The sequence below is a fragment of the Couchioplanes azureus genome (genome assembly GCF_014648355.1).
Lineage (GTDB): Bacteria > Actinomycetota > Actinomycetes > Mycobacteriales > Micromonosporaceae > Actinoplanes > Actinoplanes azureus.
Genome location: NZ_BMQY01000001.1, coordinates 933,749 through 955,164 on the forward strand (window position 1 = coordinate 933,749; position 21,416 = coordinate 955,164).

Here is a 21,416-nt window from a genome sequence, read left to right on the forward strand (position 1 = left end):
GCGAGGCGGGGACACCGTGCGATCAGACGGCCGCGTCCCGGTGTACGTACAGGGCGAGGGTGGCGTGATCCAGGTACCAGATCCGGGCCTGCCGGTACTCGGTGGCCAGCAGCGGGCGCAGGTCGGGCCGCCCCGTCGCCGGGTCCGGGGGGCGGTCGTAGGCGAGCAGCCACACCCGCGCGGTACCGCGCACCCGGGCCGCGGCGTCCCGGTGCTCCTCCGCACGCAGGCTGCCCACCTCAGCGGCCGAACGTGCCATCAACACGTCGCGCGGCCGCTGCGGTACCCGCGACAGGTAATGGTCGAGCCCGGCGCGGAAATGGCGTGACCGAGGTGGATACACCAGCACGTCGCCGGGCTGCCCGTCGCGCGCCATGATGGCTGCGGCGCCTCGGTAGTCCTGGCCGCTCTTGGCGAAGGGCTTGCGTACCCGGCGCTGATCGGGAAGCACGACGAAGGCCAGCAGCAGCAGAACCGCCAACGTCCGTCCTCCGAGGACGATCGCGTCCCGACGCGCGCCGGTGGTCCGCCGGGGCGACGCATGCCGCAAACCGGCGGCCGCCAGGAGCGCCAGCGGCGGCAGGACGATCAGCAGGTAGCGCGGTACCCACATCGGCGCGCCCAGCGACGACAACGCGAACACGACGGCGATGGGGACCAGCGTCAGCACCAGCAGTGGCCCGGCGTGGCGTACCGGGCGGCAGAGCGCGACGAGGGCCAGGCCCACCAGGAGCCATGCGCCCGGCTCCGAACCGGCGACCTCGCCCGGGAAGGCGCGCAGCGAGCGGAGGGTCGGCTCCGCCAGCCAGTGCAGTTGGTCGTCGCGTTGATGCAGGCCAAGCCAGAGGAGAGGCAGCAACAGGAGGACGGCCACGCCGCCGGCCACGACCCAGCGCAGCACGATGCGGCGGAAACCGGCGTCACGCCGGCGGGCCAGCAGCATGGCGACGTGTGCGGCCAGCGTGGTCAGTGCGACGACGTGCGACAGGCCGACCAGGAGCACCGCGGTCACGTAACCGATCCAGCGCCCCGGGCCGGGCCGCTGCAGCTGCCGCCGCAACAGGAGCAGGGCGAGCAGGGCGAAGAACATCGCGAACGCATACGGGCGGGCCTCCGCCGCGTACCGCGAGATGTTGGGCATCGAACCGAGCAGCAGGGCGGCGACCATGCCGGTGAACGGGCCGAAGAGCCGGCGGCCCAGCTCGCCGGTCAGCGCCACCACCCCGGACATGGCGATGACCGAGGGCAGGCGCAGGGTGAGGTCGGTCGCGCCCAGCACAGCCGTCCAGAGGTGCATGAAGAGGTAGTACGGCGCAAAGACGGCATCGATCGACCGCGCCAGCAGCCCGATCTGCGCCGCAGAGCGCCCGGCCGTGTCCGCGGTGGCCACTTCGTCCCAGCTCAGCACCGGGCCGGTGGCCCCCACCATCGCGACGACGAGCATGAGCAGTCCGGGACCGAGCGCGGGCGCCCACCGCCACAGCCGCTCGCCGCGCGACGGTGGAAGCGTCACCCCGGGAGCCTCCGCGCCGCCGGGGACGGCGACGTCACTGCCGGCCGGAAGGCCGGTCCAGGTCTCGACCACGGGAGGCGACTGCATGTCGGAACTATATGGTCTTTGACCCTTTTGTCCTATTCGGCCGATCGCCGCGACCGGATCTCCGAAGGCGATTCACGACGCCCGGACAAACATCAGGCCCCGGCCGGCACCTCTGCCGGTCAGGGCCTTTCCCTGAGCCCCCGGTCGGAATCGAACCGACGACATCCTGTTACCGAACGTTACGGTCCGCAAGTTGTGGCTGGTCGTCAACTTCTGCCACTGAGCTGCTCAAACGCCATCATGATGTGATCGACGTTAGTCGCTGATAGTCAACGCTTCGCAAGGGTTTTCGGGGGGTAAACGGGGGACGCTGACCGGTCCCGGGACGCCGCGCGGCCCATCTCGCGTCGCTGGAAGCGACGCAGTAGGCGCCTCAGCCTGCCGCAGCGGCGGACATCCGCCGCTGTCGCGACCCGCCTCCCTTACCCCTGTGGACGCCCGGAATCAGGCCGTGTTTCGTAATGCGCGGAGCCATTGGTTAATGGCGGCGATGGTGAGGGTGGCTTCGTAGCGCACGGCGAGCTTGATGCCCCTATGGATGTCAAGCCGTCGATGGACTGGTGTTGAGCCTGGTTGGCCGGGCGATGACGGCGAAAAGTTCTCGCGCGATGTAGCGCTTGAGGCAGCGGATCGCTTCGCGTCTGGTTTTACCTTCGGCGATGCGTCGGTCGATGTAGGCGCGGGTGCGAATATCCCAGCGCAGGCGGGCGATGACGATGATGTAGAGGGCGGAGTTGGCTTGGCGGTCGCCGCCTCGGTTGAGGCGACGTCGTTGAGTCTTGCCCGAGGACATCTCGATCGGACTGGCTCCGCAGAGCGCCGCGAAAGATGCTTCGTTGGTGAGCCGCTCGGGGTTGTCGCCGGCCGCCAGCAGCAGAGCGGCAGCGGTGTCGGGGCCAACGCCATATCGCCGCCGTCTGCGACGGACCATCTCGTGCACCGCCGCGATGCCTCGACGGCAAGGATCGGGTCCCCAAGCCAGCTCTGCACAGCCGTAGGGCACTGCCGCAGCGATGAGTCGTCGCGTGAGTATTGGCAGCACTGCCTGCGGGATGAGTCTGTGGCAGCAGCCGACATCCGGCGTTGCACTGCAATGCCCGGGTTTAGGTGATGGCCCAGACCATCTTGCCGGTGCGGGTCGGGAGCGCACCCCACATGGAGGCGGCGTGGTGTACCGCTCGCAGTCCGAGGCCGCGAGCGGTGACGTCGCCGGGTTCTGAGCCGGCGGGACGCATCTGTGGCAGGCGTGGATCGTCGTCGTAGACGCCAAGGTGGAGGCCGGTGGGCAGGCGGGTGATGGTGGCCTCGATACCGGCGCAGGCGTGTTCGACTGCGTTGACGACTAGTTCCGAGATCAGGATCCGGGCGCGTAGCCCCAGCTCGGTGCGTTGCCAGCGGGTGCAGGCGTCGGTGACCAGCTCGCGGGCCTGCGCGGCAGCAGCCGGGTCGGCTACCAGGGACAACCGGAGCCTGTCGGTTCCTGGTCCGCCGCGGTCGAGGGCTGCGCGGGCCTGCGGCAAGGTCTCGTAGATGCGCAGGTTTCCGCCTTGCTCACAGCGCTCGCGGACACCGGCCAGTCGAGGCTCGAGGGGCGCATGGGCGACGACTGGGCACGCGGGAGTGGTCCAGCCTCGGACGGTGCGCCACAAGGCGGCGCTCGCACCGTCCGGATCATGAAGATCTTGCAGGTTCAAGAGGATCCCGGCCGGCCGCGCGGCCACACAACCGCGCAGGACGCCGGCACATGCCAGTTGCAACTGACGGTTCCAGCAGCCACTGACGGCGACCTCGATGACGGCAGTCTCCACGTCCGCTACCGCTGCCACCCTGTGCGCGTCATTGCCGATCTGCGGCGGCAGCAAGATCGGTGACCGACCGAGCTTCATCCTCTCTCCTCGTGGTCGGTGCCGGGTGCCACTGCTGATCGCGTGGGACTCCAGGCAGGGGGGCGACCTTCACAGAGGACTTACCCGGCGCGGCCGGCGCAAACGCGGTTCGGCGCCGAAGCGTCGCCCCCAGGGGTACTCGAGGGGTCGGAGGAGCTTTCGTCTCACAGCAGCGGGGGGCAGAAAGTCACCCGGGGCTCATGTACCGAGTCCATGCCCGTCGAGGCCCTGTCCAAAGGCGTCTTCCCCGATCAGGTGCAGCAGCAGCCGGACCGCGGGATGGGCTGCGACCAGCACCATGGGGACCTGTCGCTCGGCGGCCTGAGCACGCAAGGTCAGCAGCTCTCGGCCGCCCGCGGCGTCGCAGAAGGCCACTCCGGCGAGATCCAGCTCGATCCTGCCCTGAGCGCGGTTCGTCAATCTGGTCATCTGGTCACGAAAGCTGGCCACGACGGCTGCCTCGAGGTCACCGATCACCCGGATCCGCAACGCGCCATCGTCCAGACCGAAACTGGAGACCACCAGCCCTCGTGGCGCGAAGCGGCCGAGATCGGTGCTAGTCATCATCGTTTTTCCGCCCTCTCCTGTGACGGTCGGTCCCCCGTGCGCTCGGCGAGTCATCAATGGCGATAGCTCGTGCGGACATAGCAAACCTGTCGTGCACCATGGTCACCATCCCGCGACCGGACGGAAGAGGCCCAAGTCCACCGAGACCTCGGGTGGGATGAGGGGTGATCCAGTGTGCAGGTCAGAACAGATGTGGCGGAGTTGGCGCCGCGCCTTACCCGCTTTGCCGGGGTGCCGACGACGGAGTGCGCTTCCTGATCTTGTCCGGCAGCCAGCGCAGAGCCGCTAACTCACGAAGGACGGCGTCATCGTAGGTTGACCAGGTGGATCCGGGGAAGCTAAGCGATCAACAACGCCTGGCCTTGGCAGCGGTCACCGGCGCGGGTCAGCGATGGTGCTTCGGCAGTTTCAAACATCGGCCGCGTGACGAAGCGGTGGCGTCGCTACAGCAGATCGCCGATCCGGTGGTGCTAGGTGTCGCGATGGCGGGAGCTCTTGCGATGGCGCAGATCGACGGGTGGGAGGCGGCTCGTCAGCTTGCCCGCCTGTATGGCGAGGCCGGCGCGGATCGGGAGGTGGCTGCGGCGGTGTTGGCGTGGCATCACGAACAGTCCCGAACGGGTGAGCCTGGCCGACCTTGACGGGTGGAAAGGTGGACGGCGGAGCCGGCTGACGGAAGACGCATAGGTCCAATCGTTCGTCGATGGTCAAGCTGGGCTGCAGCGCAGGGTACGGGTGTACCGGCCGGGAACGGACTCGACGACGATGCTCGGCTCGGGAGGGTCGGCGCAGGGCCACGGCTCGTGCGGAGGCGCGGGGATCGGTGCATGGCCGTCGTCTCCGTCGAACAGCAGACCGTAAGGGTCGGGGATGCTGCCCCAGCCCCAGATCGGAAGCGGCCGTGGCGGCACAGCCCCCAGGCCGGCGAAAGGGTCTTCGATCTCGGACTCGATCGAGCAGTGATGCCGCCATCCGTCGCCGGCATCAAAGGTGTATCCGAACTCGTCACCGATCTTCAGGACCGCACCCAGGGCCCACGCGTCGGCGTCGAGATCACCGACCGGGTCGAGGTCGTCGATGTCGTCGTGGTGGCGAAACTCAGTGACGCTGCGATCGTCCGGCAGTCGGAACTCACGCAGGTGGCTGCGGTCCCAGCGAGCGAACGCCTGATCGATCGCCTCGGCAAAGGCGCAGAAGGAGTGTCGGATGGAGACGGCGAACACCCGCCCCGGCCTTGGCCACACCGCACCCGCCTTTCCGCCGCCGAGCAGCTCTACCCGCACCGACCACCACGTTGCTGGCCACCCAATGGTCATGAGCGCCCACCATGCCCGACAGAGGGGATTGCGCCGTACGGCCCGACTGTGCAGGCGTGTTGGGCCACCACGGTGGCGCAGGTACTGGCAACAGCGCCGAGGTATTCACGTTCGCTGGCGGTGAAGACGTGCACGGCCGCGTCATGGATGATGCCCAGCACACCGACCGGCTTGTGGCGCACCATCAACGGCACGGCGGCGAAGGCCCGACCCCACAGCAGACCCGCCGACGGGTACGCCGCCCTGATCTCTACCGGCGAGGACAGCCAGATCGAGTCCTCGCGCACCACTGCGTCCGTCAGGGGATTGTGCGGTCCCACCGTGAGCGCCCCTGCCGGACGCAACGGCCCGCAGCCGCTCGGCATCATCATCAGATCAAGATTGCCGTCGGTGGTCATCGTGCCCAGCACTGCGCTGTCGGCGCCGGACCCGGCGACGGCTTGCACGAGCGCCACCTCCACCACCGCCGGATCGCCCGGTGATCTCAGGGCTGCTTCCAGCAGCAGGTACAGGCGAGACAACAGGTCTGCAGCACCGTAGTTGCCGTCCGACATCATCACCGAACCTTCCTCGGATATCGCCGGTCCGGTCAGGGTGCGGCGACGATCGGTGGGGGGCGTTGGCCCACGTTGCAGAGTCAACGAGCGCACCCCGAGACTGACGTCATCCGTCAGGACGCCTCCCATCGGCGATCATCGTCCCGATTGCTCACCATGGGGGGTGAATTACGTCGAACGGCCCATTGTCAATGGGTTGGGCGGCCCTTCTCCGATCCTGTTCGGGCTGCTTGAGGCGCTCACCGCATCGAGGAGTCAACCGCTTGATCTCAAGCCCCACTCCACGGGTGCACACCGGCAGTATGCGAGCCAGTGACCTGTCGTGGTCGGCGCGGCTCTACTGCCGGCTTGCCGGTCCGCCTCAATGACTCATGCCGCCGTGGCGGAGGCCCGACGGGCCGTCCGGGTGGGAGGCTGTCCGCCGGACCAAGACCGCAGGTGAGGAGAGTGGCTGTGACGCAGCGCGGCGAACGTCCGGACACCAATGAGATGGTGATCGTGCATCAGGTGTACCGGCGCGAGTTTCGCCTGCTGCCCGCCCTGGTCCGCGGCGTGGCGGACGGCGACCGCGCCCGCGCCCGTGAGGTGGCCGAGCACTGCCGTTTCCTGACCAGGGCGCTGCATCATCACCACAGCGACGAGGACGCGCTGCTCTGGCCCTGGCTCGTCGCCGCTGCCGAGGTCAGCACTGCGGTGACCGAGCGCATGCAGAGTCAGCATGAGCGGGCCGCCGCCCTACTGACCGAGGTCGACCAGTTGACACCGTGCTGGGCGGCCGACGCCGACGCGGTCCTCCGGGAGGAGCTTGCGCAGACGCTCACCGCATTGCACACCGTGCTCGTCGAGCACCTGGACGACGAGGAGGCGAACCTGCTGCCCTTGGTTGCCGAGTACATCACCGTGGCGCAGTGGCGGGAGTTGAGCCGCCGGGGTCGACGCAGCATGCCGATGCGTCAGGGCCTCGTCTTCCTCGGAATGATGCTGCAGGACGCCACCGCCGCCGAGCGGTCCGGCATCCTGGCCCAGATGCCGGCACCCGTACGGTTCATCTTTTCGCGAATCGGGATGCCGGCCTACCGGCGCTACGTCACCCGGATCCACCCGCCCACCGGCCAGTGAGCCGCTTCGCTACCACACACCCTGTAGCTGCCCGCTACCAGAGTGAGGATTATGGAGGCATCGACGGGACACTAGGGGCTATGGAGAGCGATGGTGCCGTCCTCTCGCACGGCTACGACCGCTTCGGTTGTGCACTGCACACGACCCGAGACCGTGACGCCGAAGTCATCCGGACCGCGTTACGCGAGGTCCACCCGCGCGACTTCCACGCCGACCGCCATCCCCCGGGCTTCGTCGTTGAGGACCTCGACTCAGACGGCGGCCTCACCGCGCCGTTGCGGGTGCGCTACTGCGGCTACGAACCGTCCGCCCACCGGATCGTCCGCTACGCGCAGACCTTGACACCGTCGGTCACCTGACCCGAAGACGTGTCGGCAGTCGCAACCACTACACATCCACCCCGCCGGCCGGTTCCGCCGTCGCGCCGAGGCCGACCGGTGCCCTGACCACCGAGTGACCCGCCCTCAGCGGGCGTCCCTCACGCGGCGCGATATGGGCAGGACGAAGGATCGTCGAAGTGGCGGTGGCGGCCGCCCTGTACCAGGCGCTGCACTGCAGCGACGAGTTCGGCATTGTTGAACGGTTTGAGCCACACACCACAGACGTGGCTGTGCGCGAAGCGCGGATCTCCGGGTTGAACCCCTCCTGTAAGGATCGCCACGGGGATGTCGCTCAACCCTTCGTCTTCGCGAATGGCCTGACACAGTTGGAGGCCGTCGAGATGCGGCATGTTCAGATCGGTCAGGATGACATCGGGTGGTTGCCGGTGAGCCCGTTCCAGGGCGGCGCGTCCGTCTTCCGCCTCCATCACCGTGAATCCAGCCCGGCTGAAGAGACGGTGCAGAGCCATGCGGACATCGTCTGTGTCCTCGACGACGAGAATGGTGGCCATCAGCAGATCCTTTCTCGGGCGTTTGCCGCTCGCGCGGCCCCACGGTGGCGGAGTGCTTCTGATCAAGTTCATTGTTCCGCTGATGCCGCGCTCAGACCGGTAGACGGCATAGATGGGACCGAGCGAATCCACGCAAGGACCTAAGTGCCATGGCCGCCACAGCAGGCCATGGCATTCGGCGGTTGGCTCTACTGCGGGGGCTTGGTGGGCAGCTCGATGGTGAAGGTGGTGCCCGGTCCCGGACGATCGGCCAGGGTGATGGTGCCGCCGTGGCGTTCGAGGATGGTGCGGGCGATGACCAGGCCGAGCCCGGTGCCGGGGATGCGGCGGTCGAGCGCGGTGGAGGCGCGGTAGAAGCGGCGGAACAGTCTGGGGCGGTCGATGGCCGGGATGCCGATGCCGGTGTCGGTGAACGACCAGATGATCCACTCGCCGCCGCCTGTGGTGGTGTCGCCGGCCGGTTCGTTGTGGGTGTGGGTGTGGGCGGTGATGGTGATGGTGCCGCCTGTCGGGGTGTACTTGATCGCGTTGGACAGCAGGTTGTCCGCGACCTGTCGCAGCCGGTGAGGGTCGGCGTGCAGCGGCAACCGCGCGGGGGTGTTCACGGTGACGGTGAGCTGCTTGTCGGCAGATAGTTCGGCGAGGCCCTCGACCGAGGCGTCAATGATGTCGGTGAGGTCAGTAGCGGTGGTGTCGATGGCGAGATGCCCGGATTCGAGGCGGGCGAGGTCGAGGAGGTCTTCGGCCATCACGGTGAGCCGTTGCGCATTGCGGCTGATGGTGTCCAGGTAGCGGCGCAGCTCGTCCTGGGCGAGGGTACCGGCTTCCTCGTTGACCATTTCCGCGGTGCTGGTGATCACCGCGAGGGGATTGCGCAGCTCGTGGGTGACCAGGGCCAGGAACTCGTCCTTGGTGCGAGCTAGCTCGATGGCGAGTTCCTCGGCGCGGCGGCGTTCCAGGTACTGCCCGACGTGGGCGGCGAGACCGGACAGCAAGCCGGTCAGTGTGTCCTCGGGGTCTTCGACTCTATCGCCGTAGACGCACAGGGCTCCCAGCGTGAGCCCACCGGCCATGATCGGCACTCCGACCGCGACGTGCAGACCGATCGCCGCGGCGGCGCGGCTGCGCACCGATGTCGCGTCGGTGGCTAGGTCCGGGATCCACCGCGGCTGGCGTTCGGCATAGACGCGGCCGGGCAGCCCGATGCCGTAGTCCAGCTCCTTCATGGCGAAGCCACCCAGGCGGCGGCCGGGCTCGGTGTGCCGGGCGGCGCAGCACAGCAGTTGCCGGTCGGGGTCGGCCAGCCACAGTTCGGCCACCGGCCAGCCCATCTTCACGCCGAGCGCCTCCACCACCCGGGTGGCGGCGGCGCGGCTGGAGCTAGCTTCGGCCAGCCCGTGCGAGACGGCGCCCTCCACGGCGGCGAACCGGCCTGCGCGCACCGCCGCGGTGATGTCATGGGCGAAGGCGTGAAACACCGGCCCGGTCGGGGTGTCGGTGGCGGTCAGAGTCAACTCGATCGGGAACTCGTGGCCGTCACGGTGGATCGCCGCCAGTTGCAGCCGCTGTCCGAGTACCCGGCCGGGGCCGCCGGCGGTCACCCGTGCCAGGCCGGCGCGGTGCTGCTGCCGGTACCGTTCCGGGATGATCAGCTCGGCGACGTCCCGGCCGCACGCCTCGGCGTGGGGGTAGCCGAACAGGGCCTCGGCGGCCGTGTTCCAGCCGACCACCCGGTCGGCGGCGTCGATGGCGACGTATGCCTCCAACGCCGCAGCGAGTACGGCCTCGGGTTCGTGCAGCACACGATGGTCACAGATGACCGGTGCCACGTCGGGCAGGTCCATGGCACTCCCCCCACCGCTGTGCTCACCGTCGGACTGTGCGGGCGCCGGTCGGGGGGAATAAGGAGGAGGCGCTGCAGGGGCAGCGTACCGCCGCCGTCCGTTGAAGGAACCCCCAATGGACACCCTTCCCCTGCTCCCCGCGCCACGGTGACCAGCGACGCGACCTGTCTCACATAGGGTGTCCGGTGATCTGTCCGGTGAGCGGGGGCTATCCGTTACCGATAGGCTCACCGGCATGACCGCCGTGCTGATCGGCTACGCCCGCTGTTCCACCGACAAACAGGACCTGGAAGCCAACCGGCAGATCCTGCTCGACCTCGGCGTGCCCGCTGATCAGATCTACCTCGACCGGGCGTACTCCGGCACCACCCGCGCCCGGCCCGGCCTCGACCAGGCCCTGGCCGCCGTCCGCGCCGGCGACACCCTCGTGGTGCCGAAACTCGACCGGCTCGCCCGTTCCGTCCCGGACGCCCGGCAGATCGGCGACTCCCTCGCCGAGCGCCGCATCCGGCTGCAGCTCGGCACCATGATCTACGACCCGGGCGACCCGATGGGCAAGATGTTCTTCAACATCCTGGCCACCTTCGCCGAGTTCGAGGTCGACCTGCTGCGCATGCGCACCCGCGAAGGCATGGCCATCGCCAAGGCGAAGGGCAAACTCAAGGGCCGGGCCCCGAAACTGTCGAAGACCCGGCAGGCGCACCTGATCAAACTGCACGCCGCCGGCGAACACAGCATCGCCGAACTGGCGGAACTGTTCGAGGTGTCGCGCCCGACGGTGTACCGAGTCCTCGAACGCGCCAGCATCACGACAGCCACAGCGGGTGCGGCATGACCGCCGCAACCGCGTACTCCACCCCGGCCTGAACACCCCCCATCAGAAGCGAGCACCACACCATGTCGATCACCGCTGACAGGACCGCCCTCACCGACCCCGCCCGGCTCGCTGCGGTACGCCGTTACGAGATCCTCGACGCCCCCACCGACGGCCAATTCGACACCATCGCGGCGGCCGCCGCAGCGGTATGCGGCACCCCGATCGCCACGGTCAGCATCGTCGACGCCGACCGGGTCTGGTTCGCCGCGACCAAGGGACTGGACGGCGTCGCGCAGGTCGGCACCGAACCGGGACTGTGCGCGTCGGCGTTCTGCACCGAGGGCCCGTACGTGGTCAACGACGCGGTCACGGATCCGCGCACCCTCGACCATCCGTTGGTACGTGGCGAGCTGGGGCTGCGGTTCTACGCCGCCGCCCCGATCGTCACCGCCGACGGGCACCACCTCGGCACCGTCACCGCGATCGACGCCATGCCCCGGGAATTGACCGAGACGCAGACGACCGTGCTCGGCCATCTCGCCGACCAGGTCGCGCAGCACCTGGAGCTGCGCCTGGCCACCATCAAGGCGGTACGCGCCGAACGTCAGCTGCGCGACGAGGCCGAGCAACGCGCCGCCGCCGCCGCCGAACTCGCCGCCCAGATGCGCGCCGCGGCTGCGGTGCAGGCCACCACGCCGCACCCTGAGCACTGCCAGCTCGGCGGCACCGTCGGCTGCACCGCACCAGCCGAGATCAAGATCGCCGACTCGTGGGGCGACTCGGCCTGGGGCTGCACCACCCACGTCGAAGAGGCCATTCTTAATGTCCGTTCGGTGTTCATCGCCAGCGAAGAACTCGGCGGCCTGGCCGCCTACCTCAACCGCTGACCGTCACCGCGAACCAACCTCCCCGGCCCCGTGCGGCACCGGCAGCCGGTGACCGCCCGCCACGCGCGCACCCGCCGCTACCAGCCTCGTGGAGCACTGGCTGCTTGGGCAATCTCTAACCAAGATCACTACTACCGCTAACCGATGTACCGGCGGCCAGGTGTGCGGGGGTTTTGAAGGCGGTGCCGTCGCCGGCCTCGAGCAGGATGCGGGCTGCGGTCCTGACCCCGATGCCGGGCACGAGGTCAGGACCCGGACAAGAGTTCTATTACGGAATAATCAGATTCAGGAAGTACAGCAGTTGCTTCTGATGCACGCCTCCATGGAACCGCCCGGCGGTTGCCGAAGGGGCGCAAGCAGGCGATACGCACGTCGCGACGGCCAGCCAGCAGGGACACGGCGGGTCGTGGTGATCTCAGCCTGCTGATCAGCGTCGACTCGTGCAGGAGGGGCGGTACACCGGCCGTTCGAGCGAGGCGAGCGGGTCCGCCTCTCCTGACATCCGAGACGCCGCGGCAGATCGTGGTGCGACCCGGTGTCCATTTGCGGGAAATCAGCCGGGCCGGACAGCTTGACGGCTGTCCGGCCCGGTTGATCGGCGGTTGCTGCTCAGACGGTGGAGTCGTACAGCGGTCCGCCGTCGACCGCCGCGGCGCCGCGCTGGTCGTGCGGGACGCTGACTTTCACCGTGCCGGTGCAGGTGCCACCCTGGCCGTCTGCCACCGAGAAGCTCACGTGGTAGACCCGGCCGTCGCCGGGAGCTTTCGGGGTCCCGGCCCGTTCGGCACGCACCTTGGCGGTGTCGGTGCCGACGCCCGCGCCGTCCGGGGCCGTGGCGCCGTCGCCAGGGCCGTTGACGACCTCGTCCTGACGGATGCCGGTGATCTTGGTGGTGAGGGTGTCGCCGTCGGGGTCGGTCAGGCCCTTGATGGTGATCGGCACCATCTTGTGGTTCGGCGGCCACAGCACCGCGTCGCTGGGCGTGGCGCCGGTGCAGACCGGGGCGTCGTTGAGGTCCGCGGTGGCGACCGTCACGTCGTACAGGATCGGGCTCTGAGCCGGTTCGGTGGTGGCCCGGGTGAAGGTGGCGGTGATCCGCAGGTACCGACCGTCGGCCACGCTGAGGTCCGCGCCGTCGGTCGTGCTCTGCGTCGGCCCGAAGGTCACGCCGTCGGAGCTGCTGGCAACCGTGAAGGTGAGCTTGCTGTCGCTCGGGGTGTCCGCCGTCCAGTCGACGGTGCCCCACTGCGCGCCCGGGATGCCGCTGTCGTAGACCACCGACCAGGTGCCGGACTTCGGCTTGCCGGTGAGCGCGCTGCCGGTCATGTCGCTGTAGTTGTACGGTCCGGCGCCCGGCAGGGCGACCGTCAGGTCGAACGCGCCGATGCGCGTCACGCCGTCGGTACCGAGATCTCCAGCGTTCGGGTCGATCCGGGTGGCGTCGCTGGAGTTGATGTTGGCGGTCCAGATCTTGCCCGCCGCGTCGACCGACACCCCGGTGCTGCCGTCGCCGGCGCCGGTGACCTCGCCGACGAAGGAGCCGTCGTTCTTCAGGTGGGCGATGCGGTTCGCGCCGCCGATCAGGCTGGAGCTGATCCAGACGTGGTCGTTGCCGTCGACGGCCAGGCCCTGGGCGTTCGGGTGGTGCATGGAGAACGACTGGACCGTGGCACCGTCCGGCGACACCTTGTAGACCAGCTGCGACGAGTTGAGCGTGGAGGCCCAGACGTTGTTCTGGCTGTCGAAGGCGAGACCGTACGCGGGCACGTTGAGGCAGCGCGGGTTCGTGGCGGAATCCACGGCGTTCGGGTCCCAGCGCAGCAGCGTGGAGGCGCCCACGGCGGACCAGAGGACGCCGTTGCCGTCGATGAGGCCGCCGTAGCCGCCGCACGGCATCGTCCTCGCCGACCCAGCCACGATGGTGCCGTCCACGCCGTCGACCTTCTGGAAGGCCCTCGAGGTGGAGCCCACCCAGACGTCGCCGGCCGCGTCGACGCTCAGGTGCCGGGCGTCGGAGCCCTGCGTGTCCACGTAGTGCCGGATGCACTCGTCCAGGGCGGCGCTCGCCGCGGACGAGTTGCCGTTGCTGCCACCCGGCCAGGCCAGCACGTTGCCGTAACCCGTCGAGGTCTCGATGGTGCCGTTGCCGTTGCGGTCCTCGCACTGGCCGGTCTCGACCAGTCCGACGTGGATGACCGAGCTCTGGTTGCGGTTGCCCGCCCAGACGCTGCCGTCGTTGGCCACCGAGGTGCGCGACGGGTTGTGCAGGTTGTCGCCGTCCGACGTGGTGGCGTACTCGCCCTTGACCGCACCGGTCACGGTGTCGATCTTCGCGATGGTGCCGCGGGCCGACAACGCCACCCAGATGAACGGGAAGGCCGTCACGGTGTCGTCGAGCTGGAGCTGATCCGGCGTGCTGTGGACGACGTTGTTGGCAACGCCTTCGTCGAAGTCCGCATTCAGGGTATAAGTGTGGGACGCTCCCGGCGCCGCCTGCGCGCCTTGGGAGGTGAGCGCCAACGGAACGGCAACGAGGGCCAATGCCGTTCCGGCGCCGAGAACTCGCCTTCTTGCGAACACTTCAGTGTCCTTTCCGGAGCAGACTCCGAACGATGACAGGGGAATACGGGCGCCCGCAAAGGGCTGCACGATCGAGCGGACGGCGAAAACGCCTCCACACGGTGATCATCGTTCGGCCGACATTCGGATGTCCACCTTCGACACGGCTCGGACGATCGTCCGAACAGGGAAAACGTTGAACTGATCCGCCCGTATCGGTTTGGCGGTTAACTCCATCGGGTGCCGTCGTGCACACGCCAATGAGAGGCCGGTTAGTGAGTTTGGGCGTTAGTCATCGCGCGATAGCGTGGGGATCCGTGGGGTATGAGGGTGGGCGGCTCCGGGCTGCGTCGGGCGTGGCGAACGCAATGCTTTCCCGAGTGACCTCAGCGATGAGCAGTGTGCAGTGGTCGGCCCGTTCCGCAGCTGACGCCGTTACGGAGCTGATGGACATTCGCGCCGGCGCCTTCACCCCTGGAGTCTTAACTGAGGCGAGCCTCAGCGGACCTGACCTCAGCAGAGCCACGCTCCGCAGAGCTGGCCGGCCGCGTGCCACTCGCTCGCAACTGACTCTGCTCGGCAGATTGCTTCTCGCGGCCGCCGCTGACCCCACCAGCTCCCGGCCGCCCTCGACAATCCGCCATCGATTCTCCAGGAGGTCGCGCGGAGGTGGGTGCTGTCGACCAAGATCACTTGAGCCTCGCCATCCGGTCCGGCCGGGCCGGTGCCGTGAACCACAGCGCCTCCGAGCGCCCGCGGGTGTGCAGGCCGTGTCCCTGCTGGCCGCAGGACCCATCGCAGCTCAGCCGCCCGACGACTTCCCACTTGTGCTTTGCTAACGCTTCGTTCAGCCATACCGGTTGGTCGAACCCCTGGCCCCACTCCCTAGAACGCAGTACGAATGGCGTCCTGGCCGGAGAAGGGACACGCCCTCGACTGCGACCGTGCTCTGACGGATTAGGCGGTAAGTATCAGTGGTGCCCAGCGCTGGGCCCGGTGACGGCATTGCGGCAGGTAACAAGGGCAGTGCGCAGTGCCGTCTCGGCCGCGAGGGTGGAGGACGTCAGTTGCTGTAGGGCTAGGTCAGGAAGGGTGCGGAGGCCGAGCCTGGACTCCGCGTTGATGTTGGTAAGGCGAGTGCGCTGGGCGGGAGTGATGCCGTCCACGGGTCCCCGGAAGCTAAGCAGGTCGCGCGCGGCGTATCCGTCGGCGGCGGCAATTGTCTCCTCAGCGACCTCGCGGAGCAGGATGGCGGCCGTGTCCGGGCGAGTGGGGTAGGCGAGCGTGACGAGAGTGAGCCCGAGTCGCGCTCGATAGGAGGCGTAGCCGGAGACTGGCCCTCGGGCGCGGTAGCCGGCTAGGGCTACGTCGAGCTGCCGCTCGCTGCTCAGTACACCGGGCCGAGCGCACATCAGGTTGAAGCAGCTGAGGACCTCCAATTCCCAGGGCTGGGTAAGGGCGCTTTCGCCGAGCAGGTTCCGGGCCTGTGGGAGGTCGTCGTTCAAGATGGCCGCGATGATGGCTGCTTGGCGGCCTTCCATGAGGTGTATGCCGATGCCCTTGTGGGCGCGGGCGTGCTCGGCGGCAGCAGTCCAGCGGCCCGCCAGCGCGAGCGCCCGCACCCCTTCGCCGATGAGTTGCAGCCACACCCATTCGCGTAGCTGGCGCCGTTCCAGTGGATCCCCGGTGAGTTCGGCGGTCGGGAGGAGATAGTCGCCGACGGTGAGGTTCTGGCGTCGGGTGACCGCGTCGTACATCGCCTCCAGCAGTTGGATGGCGGCGTTGCCCTGGTCGGCGCGGATGTGCAGACGGGCGAGGTTGAGGACCGGTTCGAGCAGGTAGCGCGCCTCCACGATGGTTAACGGGCGGCCGAGGTGCCGGTAGACGTGGATGTGCTGCCAGCAGAGTTGCTCGGCTAGGTACGGAAGGCCGCAGTCGCTGGCGATCAGCGCCGCCTTGTTGAGGGCGTGGGCGGCGTCAGCGAATCCCTGCTCACCCTTCTGCTCGGCGGCAGTGACGGCGTCGGTAACTTCCTGGATTCGTTGCGGCAAGGCGGGGCAGGCCGGGCGGGGGCGGCCGAGCAGGGGGAATCGCCGGGTGGCGGCCTGGATGGCGTCGTTCATCGGACCGACTCCCCAGGCAGGAGGGCTGACTTGGCGGCGTGCGCGAGAACACTCTGGGCGGTGGCGGACAGCCCGAGCCGGTTCCAGTGGAAGATCACGACTTGAGCGAGGATCGCCCGTAGCCCTCGCTCGAGGAGACCGTCGACCGCGCCTCGGCGCAGTCGCCGTCCGGCGTCGATGTGGGCGGCCAGCCAGGGGGCGGCGTAAGACAGCGGTCCGTCGGCGGCGAAGAGCGGGTTGTCCTCTCGGACCGGCATGGAGAGGATCTGCTGCATGCGGGTCGCCAGGGCGCCTACTCGGTCGACGTCATCGATGGGAGGTCGCATGCGGGTGACACGGTCGAAGACATCGCCTGCCTCAAACGGGTCAAGGCCGGCGTGTTGTTGCAACGCCCGGACGAGCAGCAGAGACAGTTCTCGGCGTCCCATGGCTGGCGTGTCCTGCCGGACATAGTCGAGCACACCTCGGCTGTCCGCGCAGAATAGGTCGTGCACGATGTTGATCGAGTAGTGACCGCCGAACGCCCCGGTCTCGGGTTCGTAGATGCTCTGTTGCCAGCCTGCAATGACGCCTTCTCTGACGAGGCGGTCAAGCAGTCCTCTAACTGCGTCGTGGTGACGGGTGCGCACTCGGAGGCGCCAGTCGGGGTGTTTGCGCAGGAACCACCAGCCGTATCCTTCGAGCCGGTCGAGGTGCGGCATGACCAGCGTGGCGAAGGCCGGTTCGACCTTGACCCAGTCCAGCGGCCGGACGTGAGCTTGGAAGGTGGCTCGCTCCTGGCCTTTCTGCAGGGCGGCGCGCCCGGCGTTGCGGTAGGTCTCCACGGCGTCTGCCACTTCGAGACTGTCGTCAGCCGCGGCGCCACCGAGGAGAGCTTCGACATGGTCCGCGAGCTCGTCAGCGGTACGTGTCAGATGATCAGTAAGCATGCGTCCCACCTGGTGTGCGGTTGGCCGGATCGGATCGTGTGCAGAGTCAGAGCAACGCCGGTGCGGCCGGTCAGGAACCCGCCGTCGGCATCGCGGCTTGCTGTGGCCGTGAGCCGTTCGGCGACGGCAGGAAGCTCCTGTGCAATGGCGAGGGTTGTGGCGTCGGCGGCGGCCCGGTAGGCGGTTTGGTAAAGGCCGGCGACTCCGTGGCAGAGGCCCGCATCGCTCAGCCGGTCGAGCTGTGGACTGAGGAGACAGGCGGCGAGTGCCTGCTCGGCGGCGGCTCGGCGCGTGTGGTCGGCGGTGGCGAGGGCGGCGAGTTGCTGGGCGCGGGCGACGCCTGCCGCGCCGTAGCACCATGAGGGCTTGCCAGGGCCATGCTGGATCGGGCGGCCGATACACAGGCACTCCCGGGTAACCCATTGCGGCCACCAGGGACCATGCGCCGTGTCCTGCTGCCATTCGTCGAACCAGGCACACAGCCGCGAGATGGCATCGGCCTGACCGGTGACCTGATGCCCGTTCAGATGCGCGTGGGCCAGCAGGGCGAGGAGCCCGGCGGCACCGTGGGCCATGCCTGCGTTGGCGTGCCCGCCAGGGGTAGGTAGCAACGGGTCAGGGTCGTGGTCCACCCACCAGCCGGGCACCACAAGGTCGTCCTCCCGACGTGGCTGCGTCAGGCGGACGACGTAGTGCAGCAGGTCGCCGAGTTCGTCGCTGCCGGGCGCGAGGCGCACCAGGAGGGTAGCGAGTCCGGTGAGGCCGTAGAACAGGTCGTACTCGGCAAACGTTGCTGGCTGGCCGCTGTCGAGTCTCTCGTTGGCGGTTCTCAGGCGGTCCCGGATGAGCCGTCGTAGGTGCTGGTCGAGGGCGGTCCGGGCGCCGAGGTAGCGGTCGTGGCCGTCGGCGGTGGTGGCGTGCAGCGTGAAGGCGATAGCGGGCGCACCGTAGTACAGACCGACGTGGGGGGCGGCGTCGACCGGCCCGGCAGTGGCGGCCTTGATGAGCTGCCGCACGGTGGCCCAGTCGCCGCTGCCATCGAGTGCCTGCTCCACCGCCAACAGAGCAGCACCGACGGCGCCGGAGGACAGCGATTGTGCATCGACTTCATCTGATGTGACGACGGCGGGAGAGGCGGTCATCGGGTGCTCACCGGGGCGAGGCAGCGCATGGCGACGGCGCGGGCGAGGTGATTGGTCTTGCGCTCGAACTCGGGATCTACGCCGACGGCGCGGACGTGATGCTCATGCAGCAGCGTCCGAAGGACCACTGCCGGATCGCGTTGCTCCCTGAGCCGGGCGTGGTAGGTCTGCAGCGCGTCCTGTCTGCGGTGCCAGGCGACCGTGACCACGTCGCCGCCGGGTAGGTCCCGAAGGTGCTGGTGGCCGGCGGTCGGGTCCGCGAGGGTTCGAGCCAGCTCGGTGAGTGTGCGATCGGCGGGCTCAGTATGGCCCTTAAGGCAGGTCAGCAGCGCCATGTACCCGGATGCGGGGTCGGGGGCGAACCCGGCCGCCAGCCGGACCATCGAGACGGCGGCCAGCACGTGACTCGGGATTCCTGCCTGCTCGCTCATGCGGAGCTGGCTGATCGCGGCGGTGGTGTCAGCGGCGAACACCTGCTCAGCCGCCTCCATCGCAGGGCCGAGGCCGTAGCGGGCCGGGTGCGCATGGTGCGCGGCGAGGAGGACTTCGGCGGGCAAGCCGGACTGGTGCAGGGTGTCCGCGAAGGCCGCCAGCCGGGCCGCGACCGGGCCGAACGCCGCAGGCTCCCGCAGGCGCAGCTCGATGGAAAGGTACTGGTCGGCGTCAAGGCGGATCATGTCGCGGTGCCGGCGAATCCACCAGCGCAGCAGACCTCCATCGATGAGGCTGTCGGCGAGGGCGGGAAGGTGCTTGGTCAGAAGCTCATCGAAGCGGGCGGGATTGCCGATGAGGTGCGCTCGTACGAGCGAGGACGCGCCGGGGCGCAGGGTCTGCCCTGGTGAGTCCATGACAGGAAGCGGGCGCGGTGCCGGTGCCTTCAAGGTCATGGGGATGAGCAGCTCGGCTGCGTGGCTGACCCAGCGGTGGGCGTCTGCAGGGGCGTCTTCCCGGATTTCGAGGCGTTCGGCGCGCGTCAGTCGGTGGTGCAGTAAGGCCCGGTCTAGCGCTCGGTCGAGGTCGAGTGGCAGGCGCAGTTCGCCGTGGCAGGCGATCACCCGGGCGGGAACGCGCCAGCGTTCCCGCCACTCATACAGTGCCTTCTCCCACCGCTCAGATGGCCCGACGGTCAGCGGGCCGTGCGCTTGCGCACCGGTCGTCGGGGGCGGTGGGGCGAGGTCGGTGGCGGACAGGGTCCAGCGGGCGGCGGCGAGGATGGTGCGCTGGTATCGGATGCGAGGGGTATAGGGCAGGGTTCGGGCGGCGGCGCCCAGGTCGAAGGGTCCGAAGACCGCGCTGCGCGCGTGGCCCACCTCGGCGATGAATCGGGCCAGCGGCGGGGTCTGGACGGTGATGTCCAGGGCGTGCGGCATGTACGCGAGGACGCGTCGGCCAGTGGATCGCTGCACGAGGTGAAGCTGATCCGGGTCAGCCGTGACGGCGAGGTCATCCACGCCGATGTCGTCGCCGTCGGGGTGCTCGCCCAGCGAGATCACCGAGGTAGTCAGTCGACCCACCCGCGTGACGTTCTGGTTGTGTACCCGTCGAGGCGGGAACGACAGGTGTGCCGTGAGCGTGTTCTCGTTGGCGGCATCGGTGTACGAGCGCGCCAGCTCGCCTCGTGCGGTCGGGTCAAGCAGGTAGGCGAACCGCCCGGCCATGCTGGTGTATGAGCGGGGCGCGCCGGTGATGCACAGCGCAAACGTCCCCTTATTCAGCGCCTCCACGCTGGGGGCGTTGACCGTCAGACTCAGCTCAATGCGGGCAGGCGGCACGGCGGCGCTCGAATCGCCGATCGTCATGGCGTCGATGTCGGCGTCCGTCAGCGTGATTTCCTGGGCACCGTCAAGCGTCGCCTGCTGGATGAGGGCCAGGAGGTAGGCGTCGCGCTCGGTCAGAACTCGCCAGGCGGGGCGTGCCCGCGGCGCACCGAGGAAGCCACGCGGGTAGCCCAGCCCCGAGTCGGCCACCAGCTCCTTGACGGGCACCAAGGCGCCGGGACCGTAGCGGTCGCGGAAGCGAGTGTGATAGTCCAGCCAGGCCGCCGACCCGAAGGGCTGCGTGGTCAACCGCAGCAGCACACCGGCCGCCTGAGCAGCCTCGTTCACCACGCCGGCCGGCACGCTGAGTTCAGCATCGAGCCGAAGGTCCACCACCAGCGGGTACTCGCTGCCAGGGGAGAGGGCAGTCATAGCTTCGACCGCCTCCGCCCGGATCGCCGCTTGTTCACGCACCGTCCGGGCAGCGTTGTGGCGCAGCATTCGCGCCTGGATCCCGTCCAGTTGCCCCAAGACCACAGCCACCTCGGGCAGACCCGGCCCGCCCGCAGCGTGCAGAACATCGACTACATAGGCCAAGCCATCTTCGGCGGTCATCGGTGGGCGAAGGTTCGTGATCAGGAAGCCGCCGTCGATCAGGCCGTGCAGCAGTGACTCGATCCGGTGCGGGGCGGCGTGGGAAAGCTCGGTGCCGAGCTGGACGGTAAGTTCACGGAAGTGGACCGGCCGCGCCGCGTGGGCCAGTGCCCGTTCGACGGCGTGGGTGAACCGCGTGGACGCTTCCCGTAATGGCCCGGGTTGACGTTCACCGGCTTGGGGCCGCGCCGCGATGACCAGACGGCCATCCCGGACGATCGCCGCACCGTCCGCGACAACAGTTAAGACCCGCCGCAGGTCGTGCAGGCGTTCGAGGCGGTCAACGACCCTGGTGAGCCAGTCGGCGTCAGCACGCACGACGGCGGTGTGCTGGTCCCCTACCCGGCCGGTCGCTGCGCCCACCGTGGCGATGTTGATCCCGGCGAAGAGTGCGAAGGGGGTCGCTCGCCCCTGCCACCGGGCTAGGTAGGAGGCCAATGCGAGTACCGCGCGCCGGACCGCGTTCGGTGAAGCGGCATCGCCGGCGTGGACGAGTTGTCCGACTCGCTCGGCGAACGTGGGGCTCGCCATCGTGACGGCTTCGCGCAGCTCAGGACGAGACCACTGTTCTATGAGCCAGGCAAGACTCCGCTCCGAGCTCCCGGTCGCGTCGCTGTCCTGCGCGATGTCGCCGGGGTGGGTGCTGGCACGCAGGAGTATCGGGCCGGTCGGCTGGTACTGGCGCAAGTTGAGGGGCATGCCATAGCTCCAGGCAAAGGGGTGGTGTGCCGGAACCCACCAGGCGACGGGCTCCGGCGAACGGGGGT

General features: G+C 68.7%; 17 protein-coding genes and 2 pseudogenes. 5 read left to right on the top strand and 14 right to left on the bottom strand.

Annotated features, from left to right (window positions below; all coding sequences use genetic code 11):
• Window positions 1-22: 22 nt before the first annotated feature.
• The 4 genes and pseudogenes from IEY99_RS04370 to IEY99_RS04385 form a co-directional block, all read right to left on the bottom strand.
• A complete protein-coding gene (locus tag IEY99_RS04370; RefSeq protein WP_189199465.1) occupies window positions 23-1,600 on the bottom strand; it encodes a glycosyltransferase family 39 protein in 1,578 nt (525 codons plus the stop codon).
• 541 nt (window positions 1,601-2,141) lie between these two features.
• Window positions 2,142-2,492: pseudogene (locus IEY99_RS04375) on the bottom strand (transposase); the annotation flags it as partial.
• A gap of 211 nt (window positions 2,493-2,703) precedes the next feature.
• A complete protein-coding gene (locus tag IEY99_RS04380; protein ID WP_189199467.1) occupies window positions 2,704-3,486 on the bottom strand; it encodes an ATP-binding protein in 783 nt (260 codons plus the stop codon).
• A gap of 198 nt (window positions 3,487-3,684) precedes the next feature.
• Window positions 3,685-4,050 (bottom strand): STAS domain-containing protein, encoded by a 366-nt coding sequence (locus IEY99_RS04385; RefSeq protein WP_189199469.1) that lies wholly within the window; start codon window positions 4,048-4,050, stop codon window positions 3,685-3,687.
• A gap of 326 nt (window positions 4,051-4,376) precedes the next feature.
• Here IEY99_RS04385 and IEY99_RS04390 point away from each other — a divergent pair, with 326 nt between their 5' ends.
• Complete coding sequence (locus IEY99_RS04390) at window positions 4,377-4,694, top strand: hypothetical protein (RefSeq protein ID WP_189199471.1); 318 nt, start codon at window positions 4,377-4,379, stop codon at window positions 4,692-4,694.
• A 66-nt stretch (window positions 4,695-4,760) separates the two neighbouring features.
• On the opposite strand, the gene IEY99_RS04395 is transcribed toward IEY99_RS04390, so the two are convergent.
• Both IEY99_RS04395 and IEY99_RS04400 read right to left on the bottom strand, forming a co-directional pair.
• Window positions 4,761-5,369 carry an IS1096 element passenger TnpR family protein gene (locus tag IEY99_RS04395; protein ID WP_189199473.1) on the bottom strand — a complete coding sequence of 203 codons (609 nt, stop codon included), beginning with the start codon at window positions 5,367-5,369 and terminating at the stop codon, window positions 4,761-4,763.
• Complete coding sequence (locus IEY99_RS04400; RefSeq protein WP_189199475.1) at window positions 5,366-6,055, bottom strand: GAF domain-containing protein; 690 nt, start codon at window positions 6,053-6,055, stop codon at window positions 5,366-5,368. The genes IEY99_RS04395 and IEY99_RS04400 overlap by 4 nt, the downstream gene beginning before the upstream one ends.
• A 318-nt stretch (window positions 6,056-6,373) precedes the next feature.
• Here IEY99_RS04400 and IEY99_RS04405 point away from each other — a divergent pair, with 318 nt between their 5' ends.
• A complete protein-coding gene (locus IEY99_RS04405; RefSeq protein WP_189199477.1) occupies window positions 6,374-7,045 on the top strand; it encodes a hemerythrin domain-containing protein in 672 nt (223 codons plus the stop codon).
• An 80-nt stretch (window positions 7,046-7,125) separates the two neighbouring features.
• Complete coding sequence (locus tag IEY99_RS04410) at window positions 7,126-7,404, top strand: hypothetical protein (RefSeq protein ID WP_189199479.1); 279 nt, start codon at window positions 7,126-7,128, stop codon at window positions 7,402-7,404.
• Window positions 7,405-7,523: 119 nt separating this feature from the next.
• Here IEY99_RS04410 and IEY99_RS04415 read toward each other — a convergent pair whose 3' ends face one another.
• Complete coding sequence (locus IEY99_RS04415; RefSeq protein ID WP_189199481.1) at window positions 7,524-7,937, bottom strand: response regulator; 414 nt, start codon at window positions 7,935-7,937, stop codon at window positions 7,524-7,526.
• A gap of 188 nt (window positions 7,938-8,125) precedes the next feature.
• Window positions 8,126-9,781, bottom strand: a complete 1,656-nt coding sequence (locus IEY99_RS04420) for an ATP-binding protein (protein WP_189199484.1) — start codon at window positions 9,779-9,781, stop codon at window positions 8,126-8,128.
• A gap of 235 nt (window positions 9,782-10,016) precedes the next feature.
• On the opposite strand from IEY99_RS04420, the gene IEY99_RS04425 reads away from it, so the two are divergent.
• On the top strand, window positions 10,017-10,616 hold the full coding sequence (locus IEY99_RS04425; RefSeq protein WP_189199486.1) for a recombinase family protein: 600 nt from the start codon (window positions 10,017-10,019) through the stop codon (window positions 10,614-10,616).
• Window positions 10,617-10,678: 62 nt separating this feature from the next.
• Window positions 10,679-11,485 (top strand): GAF domain-containing protein, encoded by an 807-nt coding sequence (locus tag IEY99_RS04430; protein ID WP_189199488.1) that lies wholly within the window; start codon window positions 10,679-10,681, stop codon window positions 11,483-11,485.
• Between the two features lie 118 nt (window positions 11,486-11,603).
• Here IEY99_RS04430 and IEY99_RS04435 read toward each other — a convergent pair.
• The 6 genes and pseudogenes from IEY99_RS04435 to IEY99_RS04460 form a co-directional block, all read right to left on the bottom strand.
• A pseudogene (locus IEY99_RS04435) lies at window positions 11,604-11,726 on the bottom strand (transposase); the annotation flags it as partial.
• A 368-nt stretch (window positions 11,727-12,094) separates the two neighbouring features.
• A complete protein-coding gene (locus tag IEY99_RS04440) occupies window positions 12,095-14,065 on the bottom strand; it encodes a Vgb family protein (protein WP_189199490.1) in 1,971 nt (656 codons plus the stop codon).
• Between the two features lie 950 nt (window positions 14,066-15,015).
• Window positions 15,016-16,167: a hypothetical protein gene (locus IEY99_RS04445; protein WP_189199492.1), complete on the bottom strand. Its 1,152-nt coding sequence runs from the start codon at window positions 16,165-16,167 to the stop codon at window positions 15,016-15,018.
• Complete coding sequence (locus IEY99_RS04450; protein WP_189199494.1) at window positions 16,164-17,096, bottom strand: thiopeptide-type bacteriocin biosynthesis protein; 933 nt, start codon at window positions 17,094-17,096, stop codon at window positions 16,164-16,166. The genes IEY99_RS04445 and IEY99_RS04450 overlap by 4 nt, the downstream gene beginning before the upstream one ends.
• Window positions 17,078-18,238, bottom strand: coding sequence for a lanthionine synthetase C family protein (locus IEY99_RS04455; protein ID WP_189199496.1), 1,161 nt, complete (start codon window positions 18,236-18,238; stop codon window positions 17,078-17,080). The genes IEY99_RS04450 and IEY99_RS04455 overlap by 19 nt, the downstream gene beginning before the upstream one ends.
• A complete protein-coding gene (locus IEY99_RS04460) occupies window positions 18,235-21,348 on the bottom strand; it encodes a lantibiotic dehydratase (protein ID WP_189199498.1) in 3,114 nt (1,037 codons plus the stop codon). The genes IEY99_RS04455 and IEY99_RS04460 overlap by 4 nt, the downstream gene beginning before the upstream one ends.
• Window positions 21,349-21,416: the final 68 nt, after the last annotated feature.